The organism is Arenimonas sp. MALMAid1274, from assembly GCF_049195245.1.
GTDB lineage: Bacteria > Pseudomonadota > Gammaproteobacteria > Xanthomonadales > Xanthomonadaceae > Arenimonas.
In genome coordinates this window covers 52,397-76,435 of sequence record NZ_JBMIRR010000020.1, presented here as the reverse complement: position 1 = coordinate 76,435, position 24,039 = coordinate 52,397, and the positions used below count along the sequence as shown (strand labels likewise).

Here is a 24,039-nt window from a genome sequence, read left to right as displayed (position 1 = left end):
GGGACTCAGTCCTTCCCGTCGGACGTGGCCTCCGCGGGTGCGGTCGCCGGCACCGGGATGTCCGCGCGCGGCGCGCGCCCGGAACCCAGGATCGCCACGGCGCGCATCTCCACCGGCGCCCCGTCCTGCATCAGCGCGGTCGTGCCCACCGCACTCCAGGCCGGATAGTGGTCGCGGAAATATTCGGCGTGGATGGGCGCAAAGCGGTCGAACTCCTCGCCAAAACCTTTCGAGTCCTTCGGCTGCACGTGGTAGGTGGTGATTTCCACCACGTCGGCGAGGCTGGCGCCCGCGGCGGCCAGGTGCGCCTTGAGTTCCTCGAACATCCAGCGCACCCGCGCTTCGTAGGTGTCGCCCACCGCGGCGGGAATGCCCGACACGATGACCATGTCGCCCACCTTCACCACCGGCGAGTAGTGGTAGCGGTGGTAGGCGTTCTCCCAGCCCGCCGGGGCCAGATGCTCACGACTCGGCGCAGGTTCGGCCGGCGGCGCGGCCTGGGCCAGCGGAAGGTACGCAGCCAGCGCCAGCAGCAGCACGGCAGGGGCAAGGCGGGGACGGTGACGAGGCATGTCGGGCTCCGGCTAGGGTTGAAGCCGCAGCCTGCCCGATCCCGGGCCCGGCGCATGGGCCTGAGGTCATGGTCCGCCGGGGACGCGGCTCAGCCGGCCAGCGCGTAGTGCGCGGCGATGCCGGCGAACACCGCCAGTCCCACCCACTGGTTGGCCCTGAAGGCCATGAAGCAGGCCTCGCGGCCGCGGCCGCGCGCGATCCAGAACTGGCCCAGCACCAGCAGCAGCGACAGCACCAGGCCGGCCTGGTAGTAGACGCCCAGTCCGGCGCGGGCACCGACCAGCCACATGGCCCAGAAGAAGCCGGCGTACAGGATGCCCAGCGCCACCAGGTCGGCGTCGCCGAACAGGATGGCGGTGGACTTGGCGCCGGCGCGCAGGTCGTCCTCGCGGTCCACCATGGCGTACCAGGTGTCGTAGCCGGTGGTCCACAGCAGGTTGCCGAGGAACAGCAGCCAGGCCAGCGGCGGCACCGTGCCCTGCACCGCCGCGAATGCCATCGGGATGCCCCAGCCGAAGGCGATGCCCAGGTAGACCTGCGGCAGGTAGGTGTAGCGCTTGAGCAGCGGATAGGTCGCCGCCAGCACCACCGCGACCACGCTCAGGTAGACCGTGAGCCGGTTGGTCAGCAGCACCAGCCCGAACGCGACCAGCATCAGCACCGCGAACACCGCCAGGCCCTCGCGCGGCGACACCGCACCGGTAGCCATGGGCCGGGCCTTGGTGCGGTCCACGTGCGGGTCCAGCCAGCGGTCGTTGTAGTCGTTGATCACGCAGCCGGCCGAGCGCGTCAGCCACACGCCTGCGGTGAACACCAGCAGGGTGCCCAGCGGCGGCACGCCGCCCGCGGCCAGCCACAGCGCCCACCAGGTGGGCCAGAGCAGCAGCAGGGTGCCGACCGGGCGGTCGCCCCGGATCAGCTGCCAATAGAGCGGCAGGCGCTGGCGCCAGGTCGCGGGCTCGGGCGCCGCGACCGGGGGCGAGTGGCGTTCGTAGGACATGCGCAAAGCCTAGCAGAGCGCAGCGGCCGTCCCGTAGCGCCGGCCCTTGATCCCGGGGCATGGCGTCCCCAGATTGCAGACGTCCGCCACCGCAAGAGGAAGCACCGCACCATGAGCGCAGGCCAGGGTTCCACCGGCAACGTCATCGCCGCGATCTGCAGCTTCTTCATCCCGGGTCTGGGCCAGCTGGTCCAGGGCCGGGTCCTCTGGGCCATCTTCTGGCTGATCCTGGCCGGCGTGCTGTGGCTGGTGACCTTCACGCTCGGCGGCTGGATCGCCAACGTGCTGTCCTGCATCCACGCCGCGCTGTACACCCCGCGACGCTGACCCGCGGCCCGGCCGGACCCGGCCTCAGTCGGGTTCGGCCTGGGCCCGCAGCCAGGTTTCCAGATCGGCCGGCGACAGCGGCCGCGTGAACAGGTAGCCCTGCGCCTGGTCGCAGCCCTGCTCGCGCAGCATCGCCAGCGCCTGCTCGGTCTCCACCCCTTCGGCCACCACTTCCATGCCCAGCGCGTGGCCCAGGCTCACCACCGCCTGGGTCAGGCCGCGCATGCGATCGCCGGCCACCATCTGCTGCACGAAGCTGCGGTCGATCTTCAGGTGCCGCACCGGGAAGCGGTGCAGGTAGGCCAGGTTCGAGAAGCCCGTGCCGAAATCGTCCACCGCCAGGGTGATGCCGTTGCTGGCGAAGATGTCGAAGGCCCGGCGCAGCACGTCGGTGTCGCGCATCAGGGCCGACTCGGTCAGCTCCAGCTCCAGCCGGTCGGTGGGCCAGCCGCTCTGGTTGCACAGATCGATCACGTCGTCGGCGAACTGCGGGTCGCGCAGCTGCACCGCCGACACGTTCACCGCGATCCGGCCGAACTCCAGGCCCGCGGCATGCCAGGCGCAGGCCTGGCGGCAGGCCTCGCCCAGCACCCAGCGGCCGATGGCCAGGATCTCGCCGCTGTCCTCGGCGATCGGGATGAACTCTACCGGCGAGCGCTGGTCGCCGGCGGCGGTGCGCCACCGAAGCAGCGCCTCGATGCCCGCCACCCGGCCGTCGGCCAGCGACAGCGTGGGCTGGTAGACCAGGCTCAGTTCGCCGCGCGGCAGCGCCAGCCGCAGCTCCTGCTCCAGCGTGACCCGGCGCTGCACCTTCTCGAAGAAGCTGTCGCTGTAGAACTGGTAGGTGTTGCGGCCGGCGTCCTTGGCCGCGTACATGGCCGTGTCCGCCGCGCGCAGCAGCGCCTCCAGGTCGGGGCTGCCCTCGCCCAGCAGGGCGATGCCGATGCTGCAGCCGACCTTGGCCTCGGTGTCGTTGAGCAGCACCGGCTCGCCCAGCGCCGCGATGATCTTGCGCGCCACCACCGCCGCGTCCTCGGGCCGCGCCACTTCGCGCAGCAGGATCAGGAACTCGTCGCCGCCCAGGCGCCCGACCAGGTCGCTGCCGCGCACGCAGGTGGCCAGCCGGCCGGCCACTTCCTGCAGCAGCCGGTCGCCGGCCTCGTGGCCCAGGGTGTCGTTGACGTTCTTGAAGCGGTCCAGGTCCAGGAACAGCAAGGCCAGCGGTGGCTCGCCGTTGCGCACCGCCGCGATCGCGTCTTCGGCGCGGCGTCGGAACAGGAAGCGGTTGGGCAGGCCGGTCAGCGTGTCGTAGTGGGCCAGCTGCTCGATCTGCTCGCTGGCCTCGTGCTCCTCGGTCATGTCCTGGGTGAGGCCGGTGATGCGGTAGGGCTGGCCGTCGCGGTATTCCAGCCGCCCGGTGATGCGCAGCCAGATGCGGCGCTCGTCGGGCGTGATGAAGGTGGCTTCCACCGTCTCTTCCAGCGAGCCCTGCTCGAACATGCGGCGCGCCGCCTCGGCCACCCGCTTGCGTGATTCGGACTCGTAGTGCGGCAGCGTGCTTTCCAGGCTGATCGGCGTGCCGGGCTCGAAGCCGTGGATGCGGAAGTTCTCGTCGGTCCAGTGCAGCTGGCCGTCGGCCAGCAGTTCGAAGCCGCCAATGCGGCCCAGCGCCGCGATGCGGTTGAGCAGGTCGTTGCGCCAGCGCGAGGTTTCCTCCGCGCGCACCTGTTCGGTGACGTCGTGAAGCACGCCCACCAGCCGGATCACGCGACCATCGTCGCCGCGCAGGCCTTCGCCGCGCGCCAGCACGTGCCGGCGTTCGCCGTCGGGGCGCAGCATCACCAGCTCGAGGTTGTAGGGCGTGCCGTCCTGCAGGATCTTGCGCGAGGCCGCGCGCAGGCGTTCGTAGGAGCTCTCCTCGAACAGCGCGCGCTGGCGCCGGAACGGCGGCGGCTTGCTGCCCGGCGCCAGCCCCGCGATCAGGTAGAGCTCGTCCGACCACCACACGCGGTCGGCTTCGGGGTCCCAGCTCCAGCTGCCGATGCGGGCCACGTGCTGGGCCTGGTTCATCAGCAGTTCGCGCTCGCGCAACTGTTCCTCGATCTGCTTGTAGCCGGTGATATCGGTATGCGTGCCGACCACGCGGCGCGGCGTGCCGTCCAGGTTCCAGCTGATCACGCGGCCGCGGTCCAGGATCCAGCGCCAGGCGCCCATCGCATCGCGTACGCGGTACTCGGACTGGTAGTTCGGGCGGATGCCGCCGAGGTGCTGGTCCAGGGCCTCGGTGACGCGCGCCTGGTCGTCGGGGTGCACCAGGGCGCGCCAGCTGTGCAGCTCGTCGTCGAGGAATTCGCGCGGATAGCCCAGCATGCTCAGGCAGCGGCTGGAGCGGTAGACGCGGCCGGTGTCGGCGCTCCAGTCCCACAGTCCGTCCTGTGCGTTCTCCAGCGCGAAGCGCCAGCGCGCGCGGTCGGGCGACTCGGCCAGCTCGGGCGCTTCGTTGAGCCCGAACAGGCTGACCGTATAGCCCAGGGTCTGGCCGGCGCCGGAACGCACCGCGCGAAGCACACAGTCCAGCTGCAGTCCCTCGCCCTCGTGCAGGTAGTGCACCTGGTGGTCGGGATGGGTGGCCAGCTGCGCCATGCCCTGCGCCAGCGCCGGACGCAGTTCCTGCTCCAGCACTTCAGTCACCAGTTCGCGCGCGCGGTCGTTGCCGGCCATCACCTTGCCCTGCGGGTCGAGCACCAGCAGCGCACGACGCGACGGGTGCTGCAGCAGGCTGGCGAGGAAAGCGGAATCCATGGTCAAGGGCGGTCCGGTACGCGGGCAGACGGCCGAGACTACGCGTTGCCCGCGTCCAAGCCCACCCGTCACCGGACAGGCTGTGAGGCGCGACACATTCCTTGCAAAACGCCCCGTTCAGTCCGGACGCGCCTTCGTGGCATAATGCCCGGCCGCGCGCCTGTAGCTCAGCCGGATAGAGTAGTGGCTTCCGAAGCCATTGGTCGGGGGTTCGAATCCCTCCAGGCGCGCCAATCCTTTTTCGTCGCGGCCGGGCCGCGCACGGCCCCGCTTACGGCGAGGCCGCGGCCGCCGCGGAATCCGCCGGCGCCTCCACCGTGTAGCCGCGCTGCGCCAGCACGTCCAGCCAGCCGCTGGCGCCCACCACGCGCACCATCGGCAGCACGGCGAAACTCTCCGAATGCGTTGCCAGTGCCTTTTCCGCGGCCTCGAGCCACGCGGCCTTGACGCGCTCGGGCAGGTCGCTGAAGCCGCTGCGCTGGGCCAGCCAGGTCTGCAGCAGCGCATCGGTGCAGGCCTGGGCGTTGTCGGTGTAGGGCAGCGCCGCCAGCATCGCCACTTCGCCGATGGCCCAGGCGTTGGCGCGCGTGGCCAGGGTGTCCAAGTCGTTCTCGACCTGGTCCAGGGTGCGGCGGAAGCAGGCCAGGTCGTCCACCGGGCTGGCGGCGAATTCCTTCAGCGCGGCCTTCGCGTCTTCGACCACCAGCACGATGGTCGGACGTTCGATCGGCACGTCGCCCTGACGCGCCGCCTTGTCCACCGCGCGCCGCACGATGTCGCGGGTGGAGAGGTCATGATCGTCCAGCGCCTCGTCGCGCAGCTCCATTGCCGCCAGGATCGGGCGGCGTTTCTCGACGCCGGCATCGCGGCCCAGGTAGCGGGCCTTGAGCGCCTGCCAGCGCGCGTAGTCGGCGGCGGGCAGCACGTCCTGCAGTTTTTCCTTGCCCGGGTTGTTGCGCGCGCGCATCAGCGACGGGATCAGGAACACGCCGCCCAGCGCCGCGCCCTTGGCCTGCACGTCCACGCGCGGGGGCAGCAACACCACGCCGGAGGCGGCAATGCGGCGCTCGACGTCGGCGGAATTCCATTCCATGCGCTTGGGCAGCGGCGTCACGGTACCCAGCACCCATAGCACGCGGCCGTCGCGCGAAACCTTCCACAGGCCGGGGCCCGGCTGCACGCCGCTGACCACCACGGTGTCGAGCAGCTGCAGGCCGGCGTCGTCGGCGAGTTCGGCGAGCGCCGCGGCATCGCGCTCCTCGTCGGCGGTCGTGGCCGGCGGCCGCTCGCGAGCGTGCAGCGTCGGTACAAGCAGGGCCAGCAACAGGCAGGCGGTCCATCTCATGCGGGGCATCCGGGCGGTCCTGCGGCGCAGGGGTGCCCGGATTGTAGGCAGCCGGCCTTCGCTGTCATGTGACCATCGACACGGCCACGGGTGTGCCGTTCACCTTCGCGGCTCAGCCGCCCAGGCGCGCCTGCTGGATCAGCCTGGCGATATGGGCATCGCCCTTCTCGATCAGTTCGACCGGCGTGAACTGGAAGCCGGTGAGCACCATCGCTTCGCCCACGCACCACTCGCGCTGTTCCTTGCCCAGCGTTGCCGCCCCGGCGGCCACGGCGGCCAGCAGATCGTTGCTGGGCACGGTGTCCTGCGGCTCGGGCGCGCGCTTGGCGCCGCCGGGCGTGGCGGCGGCCTCGGCCGCCTTGTCGGCTGCGGACTTGAGGTAGGCCACGCGCGCCAGCGCCACGGCCAGACGGTCGCCGCCGTCCTTCAAACTGGGCACGGCGTGCGCCAGCGCCCCAAGCAGCGCATCGCGCTCGGCGGCGGCGGCCTTCTGCTGTGCTTCCTGCGCGGCCACGGTCTTCTGCAATTCGGCGGCCTGCTGTTCGAGTTGGATGATTTCCGTGGCGGGGTCGACCAGGGTCTTGGCGCCGAGCAGGCGGATGACCTTCTCGCTCAGGCGGGCGTAGATGGCCGGGTCGCTGAACTTGAGGTCGCGGGTGGCGGTCTGCCAGGCCAGGGCCACCTGGCTGACGGTCTGGGTCTTTTCCTGCGCGGCGCCGTTCGGCGCACCCTCGCCTTCGCCGGCCTGGGCCGTCTGCGCGGCCTGCGCCTGGGCGTTCGCATGGGCCTGGATGGCCAGGTCCAGCCGCTCGCAGAGTTCGGATTTCTGGAAGTCGCGCGCCAGCTTGCGCAACTCGATGCGGCAGTCGATCAGCAGGGCGCGGAGGTCCTTCATGGCCCCATTCTATGCCCGGCCGCGCCGGCTGCGCTCAGCGGCCCAGCAGGAAGTACAGCAGGTTGTTCTGGAAGTAGGGGTTCACCGACAGCTGGTCGTGGCGTTCGCACAGGAAGAAGCTCTGGCTCACCGGGTGGGTGTTGCCGGCGCGCCCGCCGATCGGCGGCAGCCCGCGGCCGAGCTGGGCATCCCGCGTCACCAGGCCATCACCCGGCTGCAGCAGCAGGCGCTCGTAGTCCACGCCTTCCACCCGCGCCTTGACCTGGTCGGGCCGGATCACCAGCCGCTCGCCGCCGGCATCGCGGTCGAGCACCGCGCGTGCCGGCGTCAGCGTGCAGTCGCCGCCGAACACCGCCACCTCGACGCCATTGGCCGGCATCGGTGCGCTGAGTGCGCGCTGGAACTGCCGCGCCCGCGCCAGGTGCCGCACGAAGTAAGCCTGCAGCTGGGCCATGTTGAGCTCGCCGGTGGCGCGGTCGGGCGCCGCCGCCAGCACCCGCGCCTCCACGTCCGGCGAGAACACCGACCAGCGCCGCACCCGCCAGGCGTCGGCATCGTAGATGTTGAACGGGATCGGCTGGCCCTCGGGCGAATACACCACCTGGGCATCCGGGTGCGGCAGCGCCTCGAACGGCGTCGCGAACGTCACCAGCACTTCCACCGGCACCGTGCGCCAGGCGATCTTGAAGCCCTGCTGCAGGCGCTCCAGGCTGGTCACGGCGCCCAGGCTGGGCGTGCCCAGCAGCACCATGCGGCGGATCCGGTGCGCGCCCTGCTCCCACGGGATGAACTCGTCCGAGGTCAGCACGTCGTTGGGGCCGTAGCGCAGGTAGTAGTTCGCGATCAGGCCGCCGTTGCTGTGCGCCAGGATGTCCACCGCCAAGTCCGGGTCGCGGTAGTCCACGCGGATCTGGTCGATCAGCGCGTGCAGCTGGCGCACGGCCTCGAGGTTTTCCTTGCGCCAGTCGTACAGCAGCACGTAGTAGCGGCGGCGGTCGTCGGCCTGCACCGGGGTGCCCGGGGTGCCGCGCTTGAAGCGGCCGACGCCCTCGAGCGTGTCGATCAGCGCCTGGTAGTAGTCGGTACGGCCCACGCCGTAAAACAGGTCGCCGGGCACCAGCGCGCCGCCGTCGGCCTCGGCCGCCTTCATGCGCGCCAGCTCGCGGTATTCGCTGAAGGCCAGGGTGCCGATCGAGCCGGGCCAGAATTCCTTGCCCGATTCGGGCTCGACCAGGGTCGAGCCCATCAGGCCATGGATCAGGATCACCGGCGGCTGGCGATCGTTCTGCACGTCGGCTTCGTACAGCCGCGCCAGGTCCGGGCGCTCGGGCGTGGTGGTGCAGGCGGCCAGGCAGAGGCTGGCCGACAGCATCAGCAGGCGCAGGAATCGGGTCATGCCGCGCATTCTCCTGGTCCCGCCGCGGCCCGGCCACGGCCAAAGGCCATGGACGCGGCGGGATTCACGCGGGTTCGCGGGTCAGGCAGCCGCCTGCGCGCCGTGGCGCGGATAGTCGGTGTAGCCGGCCGCGCCGGGCGTGTACAACGTGTTCGCATCAAGGTCGGCGATCGGTGCGCCCGTACGCAAGCGTTCGGGATAGTCGGGGTTGGCGATGAAAGGACGGCCAAAGGCGACCAGGTCGGCCAGGCCCGAGGCCAGGTCGGCCTCGGCGCGCGCGCCGTCGTAGCCGCCGTTGAGGATCAGGGTGCCCGGGAAGTCGCGCCGCACCTGCGCCAGCAGCTCGCCGGTGACGGTGCCGCCCGCCAGGTGCAGATAGGCGATGTCGCGCTTGGCCAGTTCGGCCACGGTGGCCAGGAAGTCCTCGCGCTCGCCGGCGTAGTTGGCCTCCAGGTCGTTGAACGGATTGAACGGCGACAGCCTGACGCCGACCCGTGCCTTGCCGACCTCGGCCGTGACCGCGTCCACCAGCTCCAGCAGGAAGCGGCGACGGTTCTCGCCGCTGCCGCCATAGGCATCGGTGCGCTGGTTGCTGCGCGGGTTGAGGAACTGCCCGATCAGGTAGCCGTTGGCACCATGCAGTTCGACGCCGTCCACGCCGTGCTCGACCGCCAGGCGCGCCGCGCGCACGTGGTCGGCGCGGATGCGGGCGATGTCGTCGGCGTCCATCGCCTTGGGCACCGGGTGCGGCTGCATGCCGGCACTGTCGGTCCACATCTGGCCGCTGGCGGCGATGGCCGACGGGGCGACCAGGGTGGCGCCTTCGGGCAGGTTGGCGCCGTGGCCGATGCGGCCGGCGTGCATCAGCTGGATGAACAGGCGCGAGCCACCGGCCTGGACCGCACGCGCGATGTCACCCCAGCCTTCGGCTTGCGCGGGGGTGTAAAGGCCGGGGATGCGGGCATAGCCCAGGCCATCGGGCGAGGGCGAGGTGCCTTCGCTGACGATGAGTCCGGCGCCAGCGCGCTGGGCGTAGTACTCGCGCATCAGGGCGTTGGGCTGGTTGCCCTCGGCGCGCGAGCGCGTCATCGGGGCCATCACCACGCGGTTGGCCAGGGTCAGGGTGTCTGTCTTGAACGGGGTGGTGAGCAGCGAGGTCATCGGAAGTCTCCGGAGGTGGTGGACACACCATGGCCCTGCCCATCTCTGAAACAAAGGGCCTGACATGCGACGTATCGTTTCCGGAATGATGGCAATGGCCGGCCGCCGCCCGGGTTCCCGCGGCCGCCCCGACCCGGCAAGACGCGCGTGCGCGGCTGCGCTAGTCTCGGCTCCTCGCCCTGCCCGGAGTTGCCCCCCATGACCGCACCGCGACCGCTTTCCCTGATCCTGGCCCTGGGCCTGGCCGCCGGCCTGGCCGCCTGCGCCACGCCCGCCGACACCGACGCCTCCGCCGCATCGACCCCGGCCCCCGCCGCCCCCGTCGCCAGCGCGCCCGCTACCGAACCCGCCCCCACCGCCGAGGAGCCCGCCATGACCTGCGTCGCCGAAAAAGGCCAGTGGGCCAAGGGCAATGTCGCCGACGAGGCGCTGGTGGCCAAGGTGAAGGCCGATACCGGCTCGGACCGCGTGCGCGTTATCCAGCCGGGCATGGCCGTCACCATGGACTACCGCGAAGACCGCCTGAACCTGGACGTGGACGCCGACAACCGCGTCACCGCCGTCCGCTGCGGCTGATCCGCGCGCGCGATGGCCAGGGACGCGTCCGGGCAGTGGCAGGCGGTGGCCGCGCTGTTCGACCGCGTGCACGAGCTGCCGCCGCCGGAGCGCGAAGCCGCCCTCGCCGCTTCGCGCGAGGATGCCGCCGTGCGCGACCAGGTGCGGCAGATGCTGTCCGCGCTGGAATCGCAGCCTGACTTCCTGGAACAACCGGCGGCCGTCTCGGTTGCACCCGAAGCGCCCGGCGGCTACTGCTCGCTATCACCGGGCGAACGGGTGGGCGATTTCCGCATCGAACGACTGATCGGCCGCGGCGGCATGGGCGAGGTCTACCTGGCCCATCGCGCCGACGCCGATTTCGAGCAGCACGTCGCACTCAAGCTGATCCGGCCCGAAGCCGTCGGCCAGCTGTCGCACTTCGGCAACGAGCGCCGCATCCTGGCCGCGCTGGAACACCCCGGCATCGCCCGCCTGGTGGACGGTGGCCTGGCGCCCGATGGCCGGCCCTTCATGGCCATGGAGTACGTGGACGGCCGCGACATCATGGCCTGGGCGCGCGAGCGCAAGCTCGACCTGGACGCGCGCCTGCAGCTGTTCCGCCAGGTCTGCAGCGCCGTGGACTTCGCCCATCGCAACCTGGTGGTGCACCGCGACCTCAAGCCCGCCAACATCCTGATCACCGATGACGGCCACGCCAAGCTGCTCGACTTCGGCATCGCGCGCCTGGTGGCCGAAAGCGGCACGCCGGCGCAGACCCAGGTGCTGCTGACGCCCGACTACGCGGCGCCCGAGCAGATCGAGGGCGGCCCGATCACCATGGCCACCGATGTTTATGCGCTGGGCCTGCTGCTGTACGAACTGATGGTGGGCGCCTCGCCGTGGCGGCTGCAGGGCCTGCCGCTGCCGGCCACGCTGACGCGACGCCTCGAGGCCGAACCGCTGCCGCCGAGCGAAGCCGTGCAGCCCGACAGCCCGGTGGCCGCACGCCGGCTGCACGGCGACCTCGACGCGATCGTGCTCAAGGCGGTGCGGCGCGAGCCCGGCGCGCGCTACCAGAGCGCCTCGCAGCTGTGGGCCGACATCGCGCGGCACCTGGCGCGCGAGCCGGTGCAGGCGCGCGGCGATGCGCGCGGCTACCGCGTGCGCCGCTTCGTCAGCCGCCATCGCGTGGCGGTGGCGGTGGCCGCGGCGGTGATCCTGCCGCTGGTGTTTGGCCTGGTGGGCGTGGCCTGGCAGGCGCGCGAGGCCGCGCGCGAACGCGACCAGGCGATGCTGGAGGCGCGGCGCGCGGAGGCGGTGAAGAACTACCTGCTGCTGATGTTCCGCACCGCCGGCGAAAACGCCGGCAGCGAATCGCTCACGGCCAAGCAGGTGCTGGACCAGAGCGCACGCCGCCTGGCTGACCAGTACCGCGACGATCCCGAGACCCGCGCCGACCTGCTCGAGACCGTGGGCGCGCTGTACGGCTTCATGAACGACTACGAAGGCGCCGCCCCGCTGCTGCGCGAATACCTGGCCACCCCCGGCATCGCCCAGTCGCCGCAGTGGGCCGAGATCCTGGGGCAGCTGTCGGAAATGGAGCTGCGCCGCGGCAACACCGCCGAAGCGCGCCGGCTGCTGGACCAGGCCCAGGCCTACTGGAACCAGGACCCGGGCCGCCATCGCGTGGCCCTGCTCACCAGCCGCCAGCTGCAGGCGCAGATCGAGCGCGAGGAATCGGGCATGGAGGTGTCGCTGCGCACCCTGCAGCAATCGCTGGCCGAGCACGACGCCTACTTCGGGCGCCAGCACACCAGCACCGCCAACCTGCTCAACAGCCTGGGCATCGCCCACCAGCACAACAACGACACCGAGAAGGCGGACGCCGCCTTTCGCGACGCCTGGGCCGTGCACGTGGCCCTGCACCAGGAAAACAGCGCCGGAGCCCTGCTGACGCTGGGCAACTGGGCCACGGTGGCCTTCCGCAAGAACGATCTGGCCAGCGCCGAGGACCGCCTGCGCCGCGCCAGCACGCTGCGGCGCGAGCTCTACGGTCCCTCGGCGGCGCTGGCGGCCATGCAGGCCAACCTGGCCAAGGTGATGCTGCGCGACAAGCGCGCCGGCGAGGCCATGCCCCTGCTGGTGGATTCGCTGGCGATGTCGCGCCAGTACACCGGCGACCAGAGCCCGCTCACCGCGGCCATCCTGCAGAGCCTCACCGAAGGCCACCTCCAGCGCGGTGAACTCGACCTGGCGCAGGGCCGGCTGGCGGAGGCACGCGCCAGCGCCCGCGCGCATTCGGGCGAAGACCAGGTGATGTACGCCCTGTGCGACGGCCTGGAGGCGCGGCTGGGCATCGCCACCGGCGACCTCGCCCACGCCCGTGCGATGGCCGATGTCATGGCCGCCAAGATCGCCGCGCTGGGCGACGCCGCCAAACCCTATGCCGCCGAAGTCGAACGCCTTCGCGGCGAACTGGCCGCCGCCGCGCGCTGAGCCTCAGCCCGGGTCGAGCTCGACGGCCAGCCAGGCCTTGGCCTTGATCCAGTCGCGGCGCACCGTGCGCTCGCTCACCTGCAGCGCCTGCGCGGTCTCGGCCTCGCTGTAGCCGGCGAAGAAGCGGCACTCCACCACTTCCGCCAGCCGACCGTCCATTTCCGCCAGTCGCGCCAGCGCTTCGTCCACGTGCAGGATCTGGTCGTCGGATTCGGCCGCCACGCGCTCGGCCGCCGACATCGTGTCGGGCACCATGCCGCCGCCGCGCTTGAGCGCGAAGCGTTCGCGGGCCGCGTCCACCAGCACCTGGCGCATCGCCACCGCGGCCGCGCGCAGGAAATGTTCGCGGTCGTTCCAGCCTTCCACCTTGTGCAGCTTGAGGAAGGTTTCGCTGATCAGCGCGGTGGTCTGCAGGGTCGGCGCATTGCCCAGGCGCCAGCGCTCGCGGCTGGCCACCTGCTTGAGTTCGGAATACAGCGCCTGCACCAGCTCGCTGGAGGTTTCGCGTCGGGGCTCGGGGGCGCTCATGCGGCGCATTGTGGCCCAAGTCGGGCCGGCCGGCGAACGCGGGGCCGCTGGCTGCCGGGCCGCTGCCCGCGCCACAATCGGGCCATGACCGAGCCCTTCAAGAACCTGATCAATCCCGCGCTGGTGCGCGAGTGCGGCGCGCACCTGCGCCGGGCCTGGCCCGGTTTCGACCGCGCCACCTTCGAGCGCCGGGCCCTGGCCGGACTGGACGGGCTGGAGATGAAGGCGCGCGCGATGCATATCGCCGATGCGCTGGAGGTCACGCTGCCGGAGGACTTCGACCGCGCCGCGTCGGTGATCGAAGCCGCGCTGGCGCCGCCCGCCGTGGACGACTCGCTCGGCCTGCGCACCAGCGACGCCGGACTCGCGGGATGGATCGGCTGGCCGCTGGGCGAATACATCGCCCGGCGCGGCCTGGCCAGGCCCGAGCGCGGACTGCAGGCGCTGCATGCGCTCACGCAGCGCTTCACCGCGGAATTCGCAATCCGGCCCTATCTGGTGCAGCACTTCGCGCTGAGCCTGGCCACGCTGAGGCGCTGGCAAGACGATCCCAGCCCGCACGTGCGCCGGCTGGTCAGCGAAGGCAGCCGGCCGCGGCTGCCGTGGGGCCTGCGCATCCAGTCGCTGGTGGCCGATCCCTCGCCCACGCTGCCGCTGCTGCGCGCGCTGCAGGACGATCCCAGCGCCTACGTGCGGCGCAGCGTCGCCAACCACCTCAACGACATCGCCAAGGACCATCCCGGGGTGATCGCCGACTGGCTCGCCGAACACTTGCCCGACGCCGGCACGGAGCGGCGCGCGCTGCTGCGCCATGCCAGCCGCACCCTGGTGAAGCAGGGCGATGCGCGCGTGCTGAAGGCCTGGGGATTGGGCAAGGCGTTCAAGGGCAAGGTGGCGTTCACGCTGTCGCCGCGCCGCGTCGCGGTCGGCGGCAGCCTGGTGCTCGAGCTGAGCCTGACATCCAGCGCACGCGCCTCGCAGGCGCTGGCGATCGACTACATCGTGCACCACGTCAAGGCCAACGGAAGCACGTCGCCCAAGGTGTTCAAGGGCTGGCAGCGCACGCTGGCCCCGGGCGAAACCGTGCAGCTGCGCAAGACCCATTCGCTGCGCCCGATCACCACCCGCGTCTACCACGCCGGCCTGCACCGGGTGGACGTGCAGGTGAACGGCCAGTGCCTGGCCTCGGCCAGCTTCACGCTGCGCACCTGAGCCGCCCTCGCCCGGAATTCACCGGCGCTGGCTAGACTGCGCGCATGTCTCCGCTCAATGCCGCACTGCGCGCCTGGGTGCTGCGCGCCTTCCCGCGCGGCGAGAGCGGCATTGACTACGACCAGCCCGCCGGCGACCCCGGCCTGTTCGGCCCCGACAGCGCCACCTGGATCGTGCATGCGGATTTCCCCGGCATGCTCAGCGGCGGCCTGTGCGCGCTGATGCTGCAGACCCTGCAACCCGCGGCGCTGGCCGGGGTATGGGACCACTCCAACTTCCGCGAGGACCTGGTGGGCCGGCTGCGCCGCACCACCAACTTCGTCGCCGGCACCAGCTATGCCTCGCATGCGGAGGCCATGCGGCTGGTCGAACGCGTGCGCCGCATCCATGCGCGCGTGCAGGGCGTGACCGAAGCCGGCCAGCCCTATCGTGCCGACGATCCGGCGCTGCTGACCTGGGTGCACGTCACCGAGGCCTACGGCTTCCTGCAGGGCTACCGCCGCTACTGTGGCCCGGTGCCGGCGGCGGACGCGGACGCCTTCTACGACGAAACACGGGTGGTGGCGGAACTGCTCGGCGCGCGTGAGGTGCCGCGCAGCGAGGCTGCGGTGGCCGGCTACCTGCGCCAGGTGCAGCCGCAGCTGGCGTTTACCGAACGCTCGCGCACCGTGCTGGGCATCCTGGCCCAGCTGCGGCTGCCGGTGCCGCTGCCCGGTCTGTCTCGCGATGTCTTCCTGGGCGCCGGTGCGGCGCTGCTGCCGGAGTGGGCGAGCACGCTGCTGCAGCGCACGCCGGCGCAGAAGCGCCAGGCGCAGGTGGCGGCCGCAACCCTTCGCGCGCTGGCCCCGGTGTTCCGCGCCGCCTTGCGCGACGGACCGGCACAGCGCGCCTGCCTGCGCACCGGCCACGCGCCGGACTGGATCCGGCGTGGCTTCCCGCGCTGATCAGGCGCGAGCCGTCATGACGTCGGGTTCCTAGTCGGTTTCGAACGAATACGGGCCGGCCACCGGAACGTAGACCTCGCCCGTGGCGGCATAGCCTTCCGTCAGCTGCACCGCGCCGGCGTGGCGGTTGACGTTGCCCAGGCGCTGACCGGAGGGGGCCAGGTGCGCCAGGTAGGTGCGTGATTCACCCAGCACCGGCGGATCGGGTTCGCCCAGGAACTGCGGGCCCGGCATGGTGCCCATGCGGTCGGCATGCGCCTTGGCGGCGCGCGCGCGCTCGGTCAGGTCCACCGTGTAGTCGATGACGATCGTGCTGCCCACCTTCTGGCGGCCCGCGCTGCGGTCATCCACCACCACGGCCACCAGGGTGACGCGCCGCAGGCGGGCCTCGCCCTGGTTCCATTCGTGCACCACACGGCCGGTTTCGCGCAGCACCAGGTGGTCGGAGGCGACGTTGACGAAATGGTCGGGGTTGATCGCCGCCGACAGCGTCATTGGCAGGCACAGCAGCAGGAACCACAGCATCACGCGCTTCATGGACGGCCTCGCGGGCGGACGGGACCGCCACAGCATGCCCCGCCCCCCGGTCATGAACAATGCACGCGAACCGGCTAGGCTGGGCCGGCCCCCGCCGCCGGAGACCGCCATGCCCGCCGACCGCTATCGCCTCTATTCAGACGTGGATCTGGAACAGGTGGTGGACGACATGGCGCGCCAGGCCGCGCTGCTGCTGGACGCCACGCCCACCGTGCTGCTGGGCATGCTGCGCCGCGGCGCGCCCTTGGCCGACCGGCTGCATGCACGCCTGCGCGTGCACGCGCCCTGGGCCGACATCGAGCGGCTGGACCTGAAGGTCAAGCGTTACGCCGACAACCTGGAGCTGCTGCACCCCAGCACGCACCTGGAAGCGCCGACGGGGGCCAACCTGCTCAACCGCCGCGTGATCGTGGTGGACGACGTGCTGTACCAGGGTTATTCCCTGATGCGCGTGTTCGAATGGCTGGCCACGCAGAGGCCGGCTGCCGTGCATGCCGCGGTGCTGGTGGACCGGCAGCGGCACCGCATGCCGGTGCGCGCCGACATCGTGGGACTGACGCTGAAGATCGCGCCCGACGACGTGATCGAGTGCAACGTGCCGCCGTACGAAGCCGGGTTTGCCGTGGACCTGTGGCGGCCGGCTGACAGCACGCCGGCCTAGGCGTTCACACGGCGCAGCCCGGGGCCTCGCCTAGCATCGGGGCTGGTTCCGGAGACCCGCCATGAGCACTGAATCCTTTGCCCGACGCCATCCCGTGACCGCACTGCTGCTGTGCGTGCTGATGGTGGCCGCCATCGCCAGCCTGGGCGCGATCGCGCCCCCGGGCGAGTGGTATGCGGGGCTCGAGAAGCCCTCGTTCAATCCGCCCAACTGGGTGTTCGGCCCCGCGTGGACCGTGCTTTACCTGATGATCGCGCTGGCCACCTGGCTGCTCTGGCGGGCGCCCGCCGGTCCGGCGCGTACGCGCGCGCTGCGGCTCAACGCGGCGCAGCTGGTGCTCAACGCGGCCTGGACGCCGGTGTTCTTCGGCCTGCAGCAGCTGGGCCTGGCCTTCGCGATCATCGTGGTGCTGTGGCTGCTGATCGCCGCGACGATCTGGGCCGCCTGGCCCGTGCGCCGCGCCGCGGCGCTGCTGTTGCTGCCCTACCTGGCGTGGGTGGGCTTTGCCTCGGTGCTAAACGGCAGCATCTGGTGGCTCAACTGAGGGCCGGCGCCGCGATACGGGCCTGAGACCCGCGCCGCGTCACGCCACGCGCGCACCCGCGGTGGCATCCACCTGCCGCGCGAACTCGCGGTCGAAGGCCATTTCCAGCAGCGCATGCGTGCCGCGCAGCGCGGCCACCACCTCGGCGGCCCACAGGTAGTACTGGTCGAGGCGCTCCACCGACCAGTTGGCCGGCGGGGCGCTGGCCAGGTCGCGCAGGTTGGCGGTCTTGTCGGCCAGCTTGATCAGGCGCGCACCGTAGGGCAGCCGCGCCGCGTGTTCGACCTGGGCCTTCTTGCGGTCGGCCTTGGGCAGGGTCTTGTCGTCGGTCACCGCTTCCACCAGGGCCAGCACCGCGGGGCCGAACTGGTCGCGGATCTCGGCGCGGCGCAGCGCCAGGTGCATCTGGCCCGGACCGCTGCAGTCTTCCATCACGTCGTGCAGCACGGCCGCGACCAGCACGTCCTCGTCGGTGATGCCGGCTTCGACGGTGAGGATGTGCAGCAGCGCAATCGGATGGTTGATGTAGGGGCTGGCGTCGGCATCCTTGCGCCGCTGGCGGCTGTGCTGGCCGGCGGCGTAGTGCAGGGCGCGGGCGAGGCGGGCGTGCGGGCTGGGCGTCATCCGTGGCTCCTGTGTCTCAAGGTACAAACGATGGCAGGGGCGGGTCTCGGACATTGAGACTCCGCCCGCAGTCCTGACATCGGCGTGAAGACCGGCCTCGGGGTGCCTCCCGGCCGCCGGCACCGAAGTTCCGGCGCCGCGCGACGGCGGCCGACCGGATCAGGCGTCGTCGGCGCGCAGCAGCGTCGCGCCGTGCGTTTCCATCTGTGCGTGCACGGCCGCATGCATTTCGGGCAGGGCGTCCACCACCAGCAAGATGCGGCCGGCCTCGACTTCGTCATGGAACTGGCGGCGCACCTCATCGCTGGCGGTGTCGCCCGCGAGCGCCGGGATCCAGCTGCCGAAGGTGTTGCCGATCATGGTCAGCAGGCTGGCGCCGGCGATGCTGACGCCCAGCGTGGGCACGGTGACGGCGCTGAGGCCCGCGATCAGGCCGGTGAGCTGGCCGTGCGGCTCGGGCTCGGGCGCATCGGGGTCGATGCGCAGCTCGATGTCGTGGCGGGCCACCACGGCCAGGTCGGCGTCGGCCACGCCGCAGGCGCGCGCGGCCTCCATCGCATTGGTCAGTCGGGGCAGGTCGGTGAGGGCATACACTCGGCGGCTTTTCATGGCGCGGGGGCTCCGGGGGCAGGGCGCGAGTAGAGGTCGATGATCGCCTCCACCGCGTCGTGGCAGACGCGACAGAATGCCTCGCTGCGGCTGAACATCAGGCACTGCATCTGCGGACGGTAATAGCCGGTGGCCTGGTAGTTGGCGCCTTCGAACGCGCCGATGGCGTGCCGGTGCGGCTGCCCGGCGAACAGCTGCTCCACGTGTGCCTGCTCGGCGGCGAACAGCGCGCTCATCTCGGCTTCGGGGCGGCCTTCGGCCCGCAGCCGGGCGCGGCGGGCCTGGTTGTCGCGCTGGAAGCTTTCGAAGTCGGCCTTGGGCCAGGGCGTGGGCAGCGGTGTCACCGGGCTGGCCAGGTGCCGCCACTTCAGCTGCGCGGGATCGGCCAGCGCGGTGACGTTCGGCTCCCAGGGTTCGGGCCGCGTGGCGCCGGCGGCGTAGGCCACGGGCGAGGTGTAGTACTCGTCGGCCAGGCCCGCGAAGTGGTGGCCGAATTCGTGCACGAACAGGTAGTCGGCCCAGTCGCTGGACGCCGCCGCGGTGCTGTACTGGCCGAAGATGCCGCCACCACCATAGGTCGGGCTGTTGAACAGGATCTGCACTACGTCGTAGGGCGCGTGCTGGGCCAGTTCGCGCCAGGCGCGGTTGTCCAGCGTCAGCGCATAGCGCTCGCTTCCGAAGATGTCGTAGCGCAGGCCCAGCGCGCTGGCGCGATGGGTGCCGGTGGACGGCCGGCTGACGCCGGACACCGGCACGGGCACGGTGAGCGCCCAGACGTTGAAGTCGTCGGCGCGCTCCTTGAACGGCGACACGGTGAACAGGTGGGCCGTGAGCCGGCGCGCGTCGGCTTCGAACTTGTCCAGCTCATCGGCGGCATAGCCATCGCCCAGGATCAGCAGGTCCACCTTGTCGGCCGGCTCGCCGCGGCGATGGATCGCCAGTGGCCGGGCCGGCGCGGCGGGCACGACGCGCTCGACGTCCAGCGCCGCCGGATCCACGTCCACCGACCACACGGGGGCGAAGCCCTGGTCGGGCCGGCGCGCGTGGATGCGCAGCTGCACCGGCGCATCGGGCATCGGGAAGCGCAGCGATTCCTGGAAGCTGCGCTGCTGCGTGTGCGCCTGCTGCGTGGTCTGCCACTCGCCGAACACCGTGCTGTAGCCGCGCGAGTACAGCACCTTGCCGGTGGCGGCATCCACCACGTCGAAGCGGTTGACGCCACGGTTGCTGTCGTCGATGGGCCGCGCCGGATTGCCCGGCCAGGGCAACGGCTCCACCACCACCCGCTCCAGCGCGAAGTGTTCCGTGCGGGCGTCGCCGGAATGCTGGATGTCCACGCGCAGGGTGGCCGGTGCCGTGGCCGCCCCTGCGCCGGCGCTTGCCAAGGCCATCGCCAGGACGGCGCTGAACCTAATGCCGATGTGCATCGCCCGCTCTCCGATGAGTCCGGCCGGCAGTCTCGCATGCCCGCTCACGCCCTCAAAAACAACGGCGGCCGGATCCGAAGATCCGACCGCCGGCGCCCACTCTGACGTGGATGACGCTATTGGACTTGCGGTTACTGCTGCACGACCAGCTGGTCGGCCACCACGGACTTCACGCCCTTGGTCGCCGTGGCGATCTTGATCGCCGCCTCGCGTGCGGCGGCCGACTGGGCGGTGCCCGTCAGCGTGACCACGTTGCCCTGGGTATCGACATTGATCTGGGTGCCCTTGACCGCGGTGTCGGCCAGCAGCTGCGCCTTCACCTTGCTGGTGATCCAGGCGTCGTCGATGCCGTCGCCGGATTCATCCATCGCTTCGCGCACTTCGCCCGAGGCGGTGGCGGTGTTGGCGTCCTGGCGGGCTTCGCTGCCGGCCTCGGCCACGATCAGCTCGTTCTTGATCAGCACCACGCCGTCCACTTCACCGGCCAGTTCCTGGGCGGCCATCTTGGCGGCCTGGGTGTCGGCGCCGCCGGTCATGGTGACCACGCCCTTGACGGTGTCCACGTTCACGTCGAAGCCCTTGGTGCGCTCGTCGGCGAGCAGCTTGGACTTCACCGAAGCGGTGATGGAGGCATCGTCGACCACCTGGCCGGCGGTGCGCTCGGCCGGGGCCGTGGTGTCCTGGGCGTGCACGGCGCTGACGCCGAGGGTGAGGGCGACGGCGGTGGCAAGCAGGGAAGCCTTGAACTTGTTCATGGGTTGCTCCTAGGTCTTGTTTTGGGGGGAGGCCGCGGGGGCGGCCTGCGGTCCTGGGGACCGGCGCCCGGGGTCATCAGCACGTCCCCTTGAGCGTGGCGGCAGGTTGCGGGCGGCCTTCACAACGAAAACTGAAGCGAATGTTTGGCTGGCGTGAGCAGGACCCGGCGTTATCGGTTTTTCCTTAGCAGAATCAAATGCTTTACGAAGCTGAACGGAAGCGGATCGACCGCTTTCCGGGGCTTGGTCGCGCACTCACAGGCTCCACATATGTAGTACGATGGCATTGAACTCCACCTCGGGAGACACCGCATGTCCGTCAAGACCGCCCCCGCCCCGCCCCCGCTGGACGACCTGGCTGGCCCGGCGCTGCGGGCCTTCTTCCGCATCGCCGCCGCCTGGGGCCTCAAGAGTGCCGAGGCACGACGCCTGCTGGGCGACCCGCCCGAATCCACGTTCTACAAGTGGAAGAAACAGCAGGACGGCGCGCCGGGCCGCGACGTGATCGAGCGCATCAGCTACCTGCTGGGCATCTTCAAGGCGCTGGAGCTGCTGTTCCCCGACCCGGCCCGGGCCGACGCCTGGATCCGCCGGCCGAATGCTGCCGCGCCCTTCGGCGGTGGCTCCGCGCTGGATCGCATGCTGTCGGGCAACGTGGCCGACCTCTACGTGGTGCGCAGCTACCTGGACGCGCAGCGCGGATGGCAGTGAACAAACCGCCGCGGCGCACGCTGGTGCGCTGGCCGGAGGCCTGGCGCATCGTGCCCAGCCGCTTCCCGCCGCGCGGCGTGTTCGACCGCATCGCCTCGCCCGACGACCTCGAGGCGCTGTACGCGATCGAGGCCATGACCAATGCACGCCTGCGCCAGGAACTGGGGCAGCTCGACCTGGTGCCCCGCGAACGTCGCATCAGCGGCCCCGGCACGCAGCCGGTAATGGCGGCCTTCACCCACCTCAATCCCGACGGCAGCCGCTTCAGCGACGGCAGCTACGGCGTTTTCTACGCCGCGCGCACGCTGGACACCGCCATCGCGGAAACCATGTACCACCGCGGCCGGTTCATGGCGGCCACGCGCGAACCGGCCATGAAGCTGGACATGCGCTGCTACCGCACGTCCATCGAAGGCCGCCTGCACGACCTGCGCAAGGGCTGGGCCGCCATGCTGCGCCCGGATGACTACCGCGCGCCCCAGGCGCTGGCGCGCGAGCTGCGGGCAGCGGGCTCGGACGGCGTGGTCTACCCCAGCGTCCGACATGCGGGCGGCGAGTGCGTGGGCGTGTTCTTTCCCGACCTGGTCAAGCCCTGCGTGCAGGCCCAGCACCTGATCTACAGCTGGGACGGCGAGCGCATGCAGGCCGAGTACGCCGTGGCCACGCTGCACAAGGCGCCCTGAGTCGGCAGCTACCGGGTGCTGAAACTCACCGCGTGGCGCTGTCCGTGCACCAGGGGTTCGAGCTGGTAGCGGCCGTGTACCGCCAGCACGCGGTCGAAGATGGCCGGCAGCGGCTGCATCGGCGGCAGGTGCTGGGCGTAGGGCGAATAGTCGATGTCCACCCGCAGCTGCACGTCCTGCTGCTGCGGCGACGCCGGCAGCGGCTGAACCTCCAGACGCAGCGCGAAATGCCGCACCATGTCCAGCCGCACCGCCTCGCGCACCGCGGCCTGGCACATGCGGTACACCGCGGTGCGGGCGTCATCGTCCAGGGCATCCACGCCGCCGCTGAACTGCACCTCGAAGCCTACCCCGGCGTCTTCCAGCATCTCGCGCAGCGGGCCGTTTTCCAGCGCGTGGCGCAGGCCATGGCTGTCGAGCATCGGGGGCCGCAGCTGGCGCAGCGCGCGCCGCAGGCTGTCCTGGATCTCGCGCACCTGTTCGCGCAGCGATTCCAGGAAACGCGTGCCCTGCTCGTCGCGCACGTCGCGGAAGGCCAGGCTGATGCGGGTGCCCAGCGCGTGGATCGCGTGGCCCAGTTCGTAGTCGAGCTCGTTGGCCAGTTCGCGCTGGCCCTGCTCTTCGATGCGCACCAGCCGCTGGGTCACGTGCCGAAGTTCGTCGGCCAGCGCGGCCAGCTCGTCGTTCTTCGCGGCCAGCTCCTGGTGCCGCAGCGCCAGCGCCTCGTGGCTCAGGCGCAGCGCGGTGCTGGCCGCGCCCAGCACCAGCGCGCCCGCGCCCACCACGGCCAGCACCAGCTGCAGCATGGTGACGCTGACGGTCAACAGCCCGCCCTGCACCAGCGCCTGGATCACCACGCCCACCGCCGCCGTGCCCAGCGCCGCGCCTTCCCAGCCGTGGCGGAAGCCGAGGAAGAACAGCGGCGCGAACGCCAGCAGCAGCACGTACACCGCCAGCCCGACGTAGGCCTGCAGCAGCAGGAACACGCACAGCGCGCCCACCAGCACCAGGCCCAGGTCGCGCCAGAAGCCGCTGCGACGGCGCGCATACAGGCAGTGCAGCATCGCGATCAGCAGCGGCGCCAGCACCAGCTGGCCGATCAGGTCGCCGTACATGAAGGCGAACATGCTGGCCAGCGTATCGGCCGTGCTCATCGGCACCGTGACCAGGAACATCCACAACAGCGGCGACACGCCGGCCGCACCCAGCAGGCCCGCCACCAGAAACACCAGCATGCGGGTCGGGCCTTCGAAGATCGGCGCCGGCAGCGGCCCGCGGATCACGAACACCACCGCGGCATAGATCAGCCAGGGCGCCACGCACACCGCCAGGAAGGTGGTGGTGAACAGGCCGTAGCCCAGGATCAGCGACTTGGTGGCCTGCGCACCCACCTCCGACGCGGCCAGCCAGCCCCAGCGCCGGGTGGGGGTCAGCCACAGCAGGGCCAGGCGCAGGCCCGCGGGCAGGAACCACAGCTGGGCCGAGAGCTGCTCGAAGGCCAGCCAGGCCAGCAGGGCCACCAGGGCCACGACCGCCCAGCGCAGATTCCGCCCGGGGGCGGAGTCCTGCAGCAGCGCCAGCGGTTGCCAAACCATGCCTTTCCCCTGGGGCCGGCCAGCCCGCTGCCAGCATGCTACTTCCGGCACCCGGGAAGGAAGAGGGGACATCGCGCCTTCCGTGCGCCGCCCGCGGCCGATATAATCGCGGCCTTCAGCCTAGGGCCCCGGCCCGCCGTCCAGGTACGACAGTGCGCAACCACGATCTGGTCTTCCTCAAGCATTTCTCCATGGTCATCGCCATCCTGGTGGGCATCACGCTCGCCCTGATCGCGCTGGGCCTGTACGTCAACAGCCAGCAGGAGCCGGAACCCAATCCGGTGGCCCAGGCCGCCACCCAGCAGCGCATCCGCCCGGTGGGCGGGGTGTATGCCGGCTCCACCGGCGCCGCCGCCCAGGCCGCGGCCAAGGCCGCCGCCGCGCAGGCCGCGGCGGGCCAGGTCGCCTACGACGGCACCCTGGACGGTTCGGTCATCTACGCCAACCTCTGCGGGGCCTGCCACACCTCCGGTGCCGGCGGCGCGCCCAAGCTCGAGAAGGCCGCCTGGGCCGCGCGCATCGCCCAGGGCGCCGACGTCATGCACAAGCACGCCATCGAGGGTTACCAGGGCGCCGCGGGCCTGATGCCGGCCAAGGGCGGCAACCCGTCCCTGACGGACGAGCAGGTGATCGCCACCGTCGACTGGATGGTCGCCAACCTCAAGTAAGCTGGGCCT

At 71.1% G+C, this 24,039-nt stretch carries 24 protein-coding genes and 1 tRNA gene; 11 read left to right on the top strand and 14 right to left on the bottom strand.

What is annotated here, in order from left to right; all coding sequences use genetic code 11:
- Window positions 1-5: 5 nt before the first annotated feature.
- Both ACOQFR_RS01095 and ubiA read right to left on the bottom strand, forming a co-directional pair.
- A complete protein-coding gene (locus ACOQFR_RS01095; RefSeq protein ID WP_421377699.1) occupies window positions 6-572 on the bottom strand; it encodes a Rid family hydrolase in 567 nt (188 codons plus the stop codon).
- 89 nt (window positions 573-661) lie between these two features.
- Window positions 662-1,573, bottom strand: a complete 912-nt coding sequence (ubiA, locus tag ACOQFR_RS01090; protein ID WP_421377698.1) for a 4-hydroxybenzoate octaprenyltransferase — start codon at window positions 1,571-1,573, stop codon at window positions 662-664.
- A gap of 111 nt (window positions 1,574-1,684) precedes the next feature.
- On the opposite strand from ubiA, the gene ACOQFR_RS01085 reads away from it, so the two are divergent.
- Complete coding sequence (locus ACOQFR_RS01085; protein ID WP_421377697.1) at window positions 1,685-1,900, top strand: hypothetical protein; 216 nt, start codon at window positions 1,685-1,687, stop codon at window positions 1,898-1,900.
- 24 nt (window positions 1,901-1,924) lie between these two features.
- Here ACOQFR_RS01085 and ACOQFR_RS01080 read toward each other — a convergent pair whose 3' ends face one another.
- Window positions 1,925-4,702, bottom strand: a complete 2,778-nt coding sequence (locus tag ACOQFR_RS01080) for a sensor domain-containing protein (protein WP_421377696.1) — start codon at window positions 4,700-4,702, stop codon at window positions 1,925-1,927.
- A gap of 156 nt (window positions 4,703-4,858) precedes the next feature.
- On the opposite strand from ACOQFR_RS01080, the gene ACOQFR_RS01075 reads away from it, so the two are divergent.
- Window positions 4,859-4,935 (top strand) — tRNA-Arg (locus tag ACOQFR_RS01075).
- Window positions 4,936-4,973: 38 nt separating this feature from the next.
- Here the strand turns inward: ACOQFR_RS01075 and ACOQFR_RS01070 are convergent.
- The 4 genes from ACOQFR_RS01070 to ACOQFR_RS01055 form a co-directional block, all read right to left on the bottom strand.
- Entirely contained in the window at window positions 4,974-6,047 is a 1,074-nt protein-coding gene (locus tag ACOQFR_RS01070; RefSeq protein ID WP_421377695.1) for a TraB/GumN family protein, read from the bottom strand.
- A gap of 112 nt (window positions 6,048-6,159) precedes the next feature.
- Window positions 6,160-6,942: a hypothetical protein gene (locus tag ACOQFR_RS01065; RefSeq protein ID WP_421377694.1), complete on the bottom strand. Its 783-nt coding sequence runs from the start codon at window positions 6,940-6,942 to the stop codon at window positions 6,160-6,162.
- A 34-nt stretch (window positions 6,943-6,976) separates the two neighbouring features.
- Entirely contained in the window at window positions 6,977-8,338 is a 1,362-nt protein-coding gene (locus tag ACOQFR_RS01060) for a lipase/acyltransferase domain-containing protein (RefSeq protein WP_421377693.1), read from the bottom strand.
- Window positions 8,339-8,419: 81 nt separating this feature from the next.
- Window positions 8,420-9,499, bottom strand: a complete 1,080-nt coding sequence (locus ACOQFR_RS01055) for an alkene reductase (RefSeq protein WP_421377692.1) — start codon at window positions 9,497-9,499, stop codon at window positions 8,420-8,422.
- A gap of 198 nt (window positions 9,500-9,697) precedes the next feature.
- Between ACOQFR_RS01055 and ACOQFR_RS01050 the strand changes: the two genes are divergently transcribed.
- Both ACOQFR_RS01050 and ACOQFR_RS01045 read left to right on the top strand, forming a co-directional pair.
- Window positions 9,698-10,075 (top strand): I78 family peptidase inhibitor, encoded by a 378-nt coding sequence (locus tag ACOQFR_RS01050; RefSeq protein WP_421377691.1) that lies wholly within the window; start codon window positions 9,698-9,700, stop codon window positions 10,073-10,075.
- Between the two features lie 12 nt (window positions 10,076-10,087).
- Window positions 10,088-12,532: a protein kinase domain-containing protein gene (locus ACOQFR_RS01045; RefSeq protein ID WP_421377689.1), complete on the top strand. Its 2,445-nt coding sequence runs from the start codon at window positions 10,088-10,090 to the stop codon at window positions 12,530-12,532.
- Between the two features lie 3 nt (window positions 12,533-12,535).
- Here ACOQFR_RS01045 and ACOQFR_RS01040 read toward each other — a convergent pair whose 3' ends face one another.
- A complete protein-coding gene (locus ACOQFR_RS01040) occupies window positions 12,536-13,060 on the bottom strand; it encodes an ECF-type sigma factor (RefSeq protein ID WP_421377687.1) in 525 nt (174 codons plus the stop codon).
- A gap of 84 nt (window positions 13,061-13,144) precedes the next feature.
- Here ACOQFR_RS01040 and ACOQFR_RS01035 point away from each other — a divergent pair, with 84 nt between their 5' ends.
- The gene (locus ACOQFR_RS01035; protein ID WP_421377685.1) at window positions 13,145-14,272 is read left to right on the top strand and encodes a DNA alkylation repair protein; all 1,128 of its coding nucleotides are present in this window, start codon (window positions 13,145-13,147) and stop codon (window positions 14,270-14,272) included.
- Window positions 14,273-14,316: 44 nt separating this feature from the next.
- Window positions 14,317-15,216 carry an oxygenase MpaB family protein gene (locus ACOQFR_RS01030; protein ID WP_421377684.1) on the top strand — a complete coding sequence of 300 codons (900 nt, stop codon included), beginning with the start codon at window positions 14,317-14,319 and terminating at the stop codon, window positions 15,214-15,216.
- Between the two features lie 30 nt (window positions 15,217-15,246).
- Here the strand turns inward: ACOQFR_RS01030 and ACOQFR_RS01025 are convergent, their stop codons facing one another.
- Window positions 15,247-15,753, bottom strand: coding sequence for a hypothetical protein (locus ACOQFR_RS01025; RefSeq protein ID WP_421377682.1), 507 nt, complete (start codon window positions 15,751-15,753; stop codon window positions 15,247-15,249).
- Between the two features lie 109 nt (window positions 15,754-15,862).
- On the opposite strand from ACOQFR_RS01025, the gene ACOQFR_RS01020 reads away from it, so the two are divergent.
- Both ACOQFR_RS01020 and ACOQFR_RS01015 read left to right on the top strand, forming a co-directional pair.
- Entirely contained in the window at window positions 15,863-16,414 is a 552-nt protein-coding gene (locus ACOQFR_RS01020) for a phosphoribosyltransferase family protein (RefSeq protein ID WP_421377681.1), read from the top strand.
- Between the two features lie 61 nt (window positions 16,415-16,475).
- The gene (locus tag ACOQFR_RS01015; protein ID WP_421377679.1) at window positions 16,476-16,958 is read left to right on the top strand and encodes a TspO/MBR family protein; all 483 of its coding nucleotides are present in this window, start codon (window positions 16,476-16,478) and stop codon (window positions 16,956-16,958) included.
- Window positions 16,959-16,997: 39 nt separating this feature from the next.
- On the opposite strand, the gene ACOQFR_RS01010 is transcribed toward ACOQFR_RS01015, so the two are convergent.
- The 4 genes from ACOQFR_RS01010 to ACOQFR_RS00995 form a co-directional block, all read right to left on the bottom strand.
- Complete coding sequence (locus ACOQFR_RS01010) at window positions 16,998-17,582, bottom strand: HD domain-containing protein (protein WP_421377678.1); 585 nt, start codon at window positions 17,580-17,582, stop codon at window positions 16,998-17,000.
- A 159-nt stretch (window positions 17,583-17,741) separates the two neighbouring features.
- Entirely contained in the window at window positions 17,742-18,191 is a 450-nt protein-coding gene (locus tag ACOQFR_RS01005; protein WP_421377677.1) for a hypothetical protein, read from the bottom strand.
- Window positions 18,188-19,618 carry a M64 family metallopeptidase gene (locus ACOQFR_RS01000; protein WP_421377676.1) on the bottom strand — a complete coding sequence of 477 codons (1,431 nt, stop codon included), beginning with the start codon at window positions 19,616-19,618 and terminating at the stop codon, window positions 18,188-18,190. The genes ACOQFR_RS01005 and ACOQFR_RS01000 overlap by 4 nt, the downstream gene beginning before the upstream one ends.
- A gap of 131 nt (window positions 19,619-19,749) precedes the next feature.
- Entirely contained in the window at window positions 19,750-20,373 is a 624-nt protein-coding gene (locus ACOQFR_RS00995) for a BON domain-containing protein (RefSeq protein ID WP_421377675.1), read from the bottom strand.
- Window positions 20,374-20,685: 312 nt separating this feature from the next.
- Here ACOQFR_RS00995 and ACOQFR_RS00990 point away from each other — a divergent pair, with 312 nt between their 5' ends.
- Complete coding sequence (locus tag ACOQFR_RS00990) at window positions 20,686-21,084, top strand: MbcA/ParS/Xre antitoxin family protein (RefSeq protein ID WP_421377674.1); 399 nt, start codon at window positions 20,686-20,688, stop codon at window positions 21,082-21,084.
- Window positions 21,075-21,767: an RES family NAD+ phosphorylase gene (locus ACOQFR_RS00985; RefSeq protein ID WP_421377672.1), complete on the top strand. Its 693-nt coding sequence runs from the start codon at window positions 21,075-21,077 to the stop codon at window positions 21,765-21,767. The genes ACOQFR_RS00990 and ACOQFR_RS00985 overlap by 10 nt, the downstream gene beginning before the upstream one ends.
- An 8-nt stretch (window positions 21,768-21,775) precedes the next feature.
- Here the strand turns inward: ACOQFR_RS00985 and ACOQFR_RS00980 are convergent, their stop codons facing one another.
- Window positions 21,776-23,362, bottom strand: a complete 1,587-nt coding sequence (locus ACOQFR_RS00980) for an MASE1 domain-containing protein (protein ID WP_421377670.1) — start codon at window positions 23,360-23,362, stop codon at window positions 21,776-21,778.
- Window positions 23,363-23,514: 152 nt separating this feature from the next.
- Here ACOQFR_RS00980 and ACOQFR_RS00975 point away from each other — a divergent pair, with 152 nt between their 5' ends.
- The gene (locus ACOQFR_RS00975) at window positions 23,515-24,030 is read left to right on the top strand and encodes a c-type cytochrome (RefSeq protein ID WP_421377669.1); all 516 of its coding nucleotides are present in this window, start codon (window positions 23,515-23,517) and stop codon (window positions 24,028-24,030) included.
- Window positions 24,031-24,039: the final 9 nt, after the last annotated feature.

What these genes read in the sequence shown, in the direction of transcription:
- ACOQFR_RS01000 (WP_421377676.1), bottom strand. Translation starts at nt 19,618, where the DNA reads ATGCACATCGGCATTAGGTTCAGCGCCGTCCTGGCGATGGCCTTGGCA.
- ACOQFR_RS01020 (WP_421377681.1), top strand. Translation starts at nt 15,863, where the DNA reads ATGCCCGCCGACCGCTATCGCCTCTATTCAGACGTGGATCTGGAACAG.
- ACOQFR_RS01065 (WP_421377694.1), bottom strand. Translation starts at nt 6,942, where the DNA reads ATGAAGGACCTCCGCGCCCTGCTGATCGACTGCCGCATCGAGTTGCGC.
- ubiA (WP_421377698.1), bottom strand. Translation starts at nt 1,573, where the DNA reads ATGTCCTACGAACGCCACTCGCCCCCGGTCGCGGCGCCCGAGCCCGCG.
- ACOQFR_RS00985 (WP_421377672.1), top strand. Translation starts at nt 21,075, where the DNA reads ATGGCAGTGAACAAACCGCCGCGGCGCACGCTGGTGCGCTGGCCGGAG.
- ACOQFR_RS01005 (WP_421377677.1), bottom strand. Translation starts at nt 18,191, where the DNA reads ATGAAAAGCCGCCGAGTGTATGCCCTCACCGACCTGCCCCGACTGACC.
- ACOQFR_RS00990 (WP_421377674.1), top strand. Translation starts at nt 20,686, where the DNA reads ATGTCCGTCAAGACCGCCCCCGCCCCGCCCCCGCTGGACGACCTGGCT.
- ACOQFR_RS01025 (WP_421377682.1), bottom strand. Translation starts at nt 15,753, where the DNA reads ATGAAGCGCGTGATGCTGTGGTTCCTGCTGCTGTGCCTGCCAATGACG.
- ACOQFR_RS00995 (WP_421377675.1), bottom strand. Translation starts at nt 20,373, where the DNA reads ATGAACAAGTTCAAGGCTTCCCTGCTTGCCACCGCCGTCGCCCTCACC.
- ACOQFR_RS00980 (WP_421377670.1), bottom strand. Translation starts at nt 23,362, where the DNA reads ATGGTTTGGCAACCGCTGGCGCTGCTGCAGGACTCCGCCCCCGGGCGG.
- ACOQFR_RS01040 (WP_421377687.1), bottom strand. Translation starts at nt 13,060, where the DNA reads ATGAGCGCCCCCGAGCCCCGACGCGAAACCTCCAGCGAGCTGGTGCAG.
- ACOQFR_RS01070 (WP_421377695.1), bottom strand. Translation starts at nt 6,047, where the DNA reads ATGAGATGGACCGCCTGCCTGTTGCTGGCCCTGCTTGTACCGACGCTG.
- ACOQFR_RS01045 (WP_421377689.1), top strand. Translation starts at nt 10,088, where the DNA reads ATGGCCAGGGACGCGTCCGGGCAGTGGCAGGCGGTGGCCGCGCTGTTC.
- ACOQFR_RS01085 (WP_421377697.1), top strand. Translation starts at nt 1,685, where the DNA reads ATGAGCGCAGGCCAGGGTTCCACCGGCAACGTCATCGCCGCGATCTGC.
- ACOQFR_RS01030 (WP_421377684.1), top strand. Translation starts at nt 14,317, where the DNA reads ATGTCTCCGCTCAATGCCGCACTGCGCGCCTGGGTGCTGCGCGCCTTC.
- ACOQFR_RS01080 (WP_421377696.1), bottom strand. Translation starts at nt 4,702, where the DNA reads ATGGATTCCGCTTTCCTCGCCAGCCTGCTGCAGCACCCGTCGCGTCGT.
- ACOQFR_RS01015 (WP_421377679.1), top strand. Translation starts at nt 16,476, where the DNA reads ATGAGCACTGAATCCTTTGCCCGACGCCATCCCGTGACCGCACTGCTG.
- ACOQFR_RS01050 (WP_421377691.1), top strand. Translation starts at nt 9,698, where the DNA reads ATGACCGCACCGCGACCGCTTTCCCTGATCCTGGCCCTGGGCCTGGCC.
- ACOQFR_RS01095 (WP_421377699.1), bottom strand. Translation starts at nt 572, where the DNA reads ATGCCTCGTCACCGTCCCCGCCTTGCCCCTGCCGTGCTGCTGCTGGCG.
- ACOQFR_RS01055 (WP_421377692.1), bottom strand. Translation starts at nt 9,499, where the DNA reads ATGACCTCGCTGCTCACCACCCCGTTCAAGACAGACACCCTGACCCTG.
- ACOQFR_RS01035 (WP_421377685.1), top strand. Translation starts at nt 13,145, where the DNA reads ATGACCGAGCCCTTCAAGAACCTGATCAATCCCGCGCTGGTGCGCGAG.
- ACOQFR_RS01010 (WP_421377678.1), bottom strand. Translation starts at nt 17,582, where the DNA reads ATGACGCCCAGCCCGCACGCCCGCCTCGCCCGCGCCCTGCACTACGCC.
- ACOQFR_RS01060 (WP_421377693.1), bottom strand. Translation starts at nt 8,338, where the DNA reads ATGACCCGATTCCTGCGCCTGCTGATGCTGTCGGCCAGCCTCTGCCTG.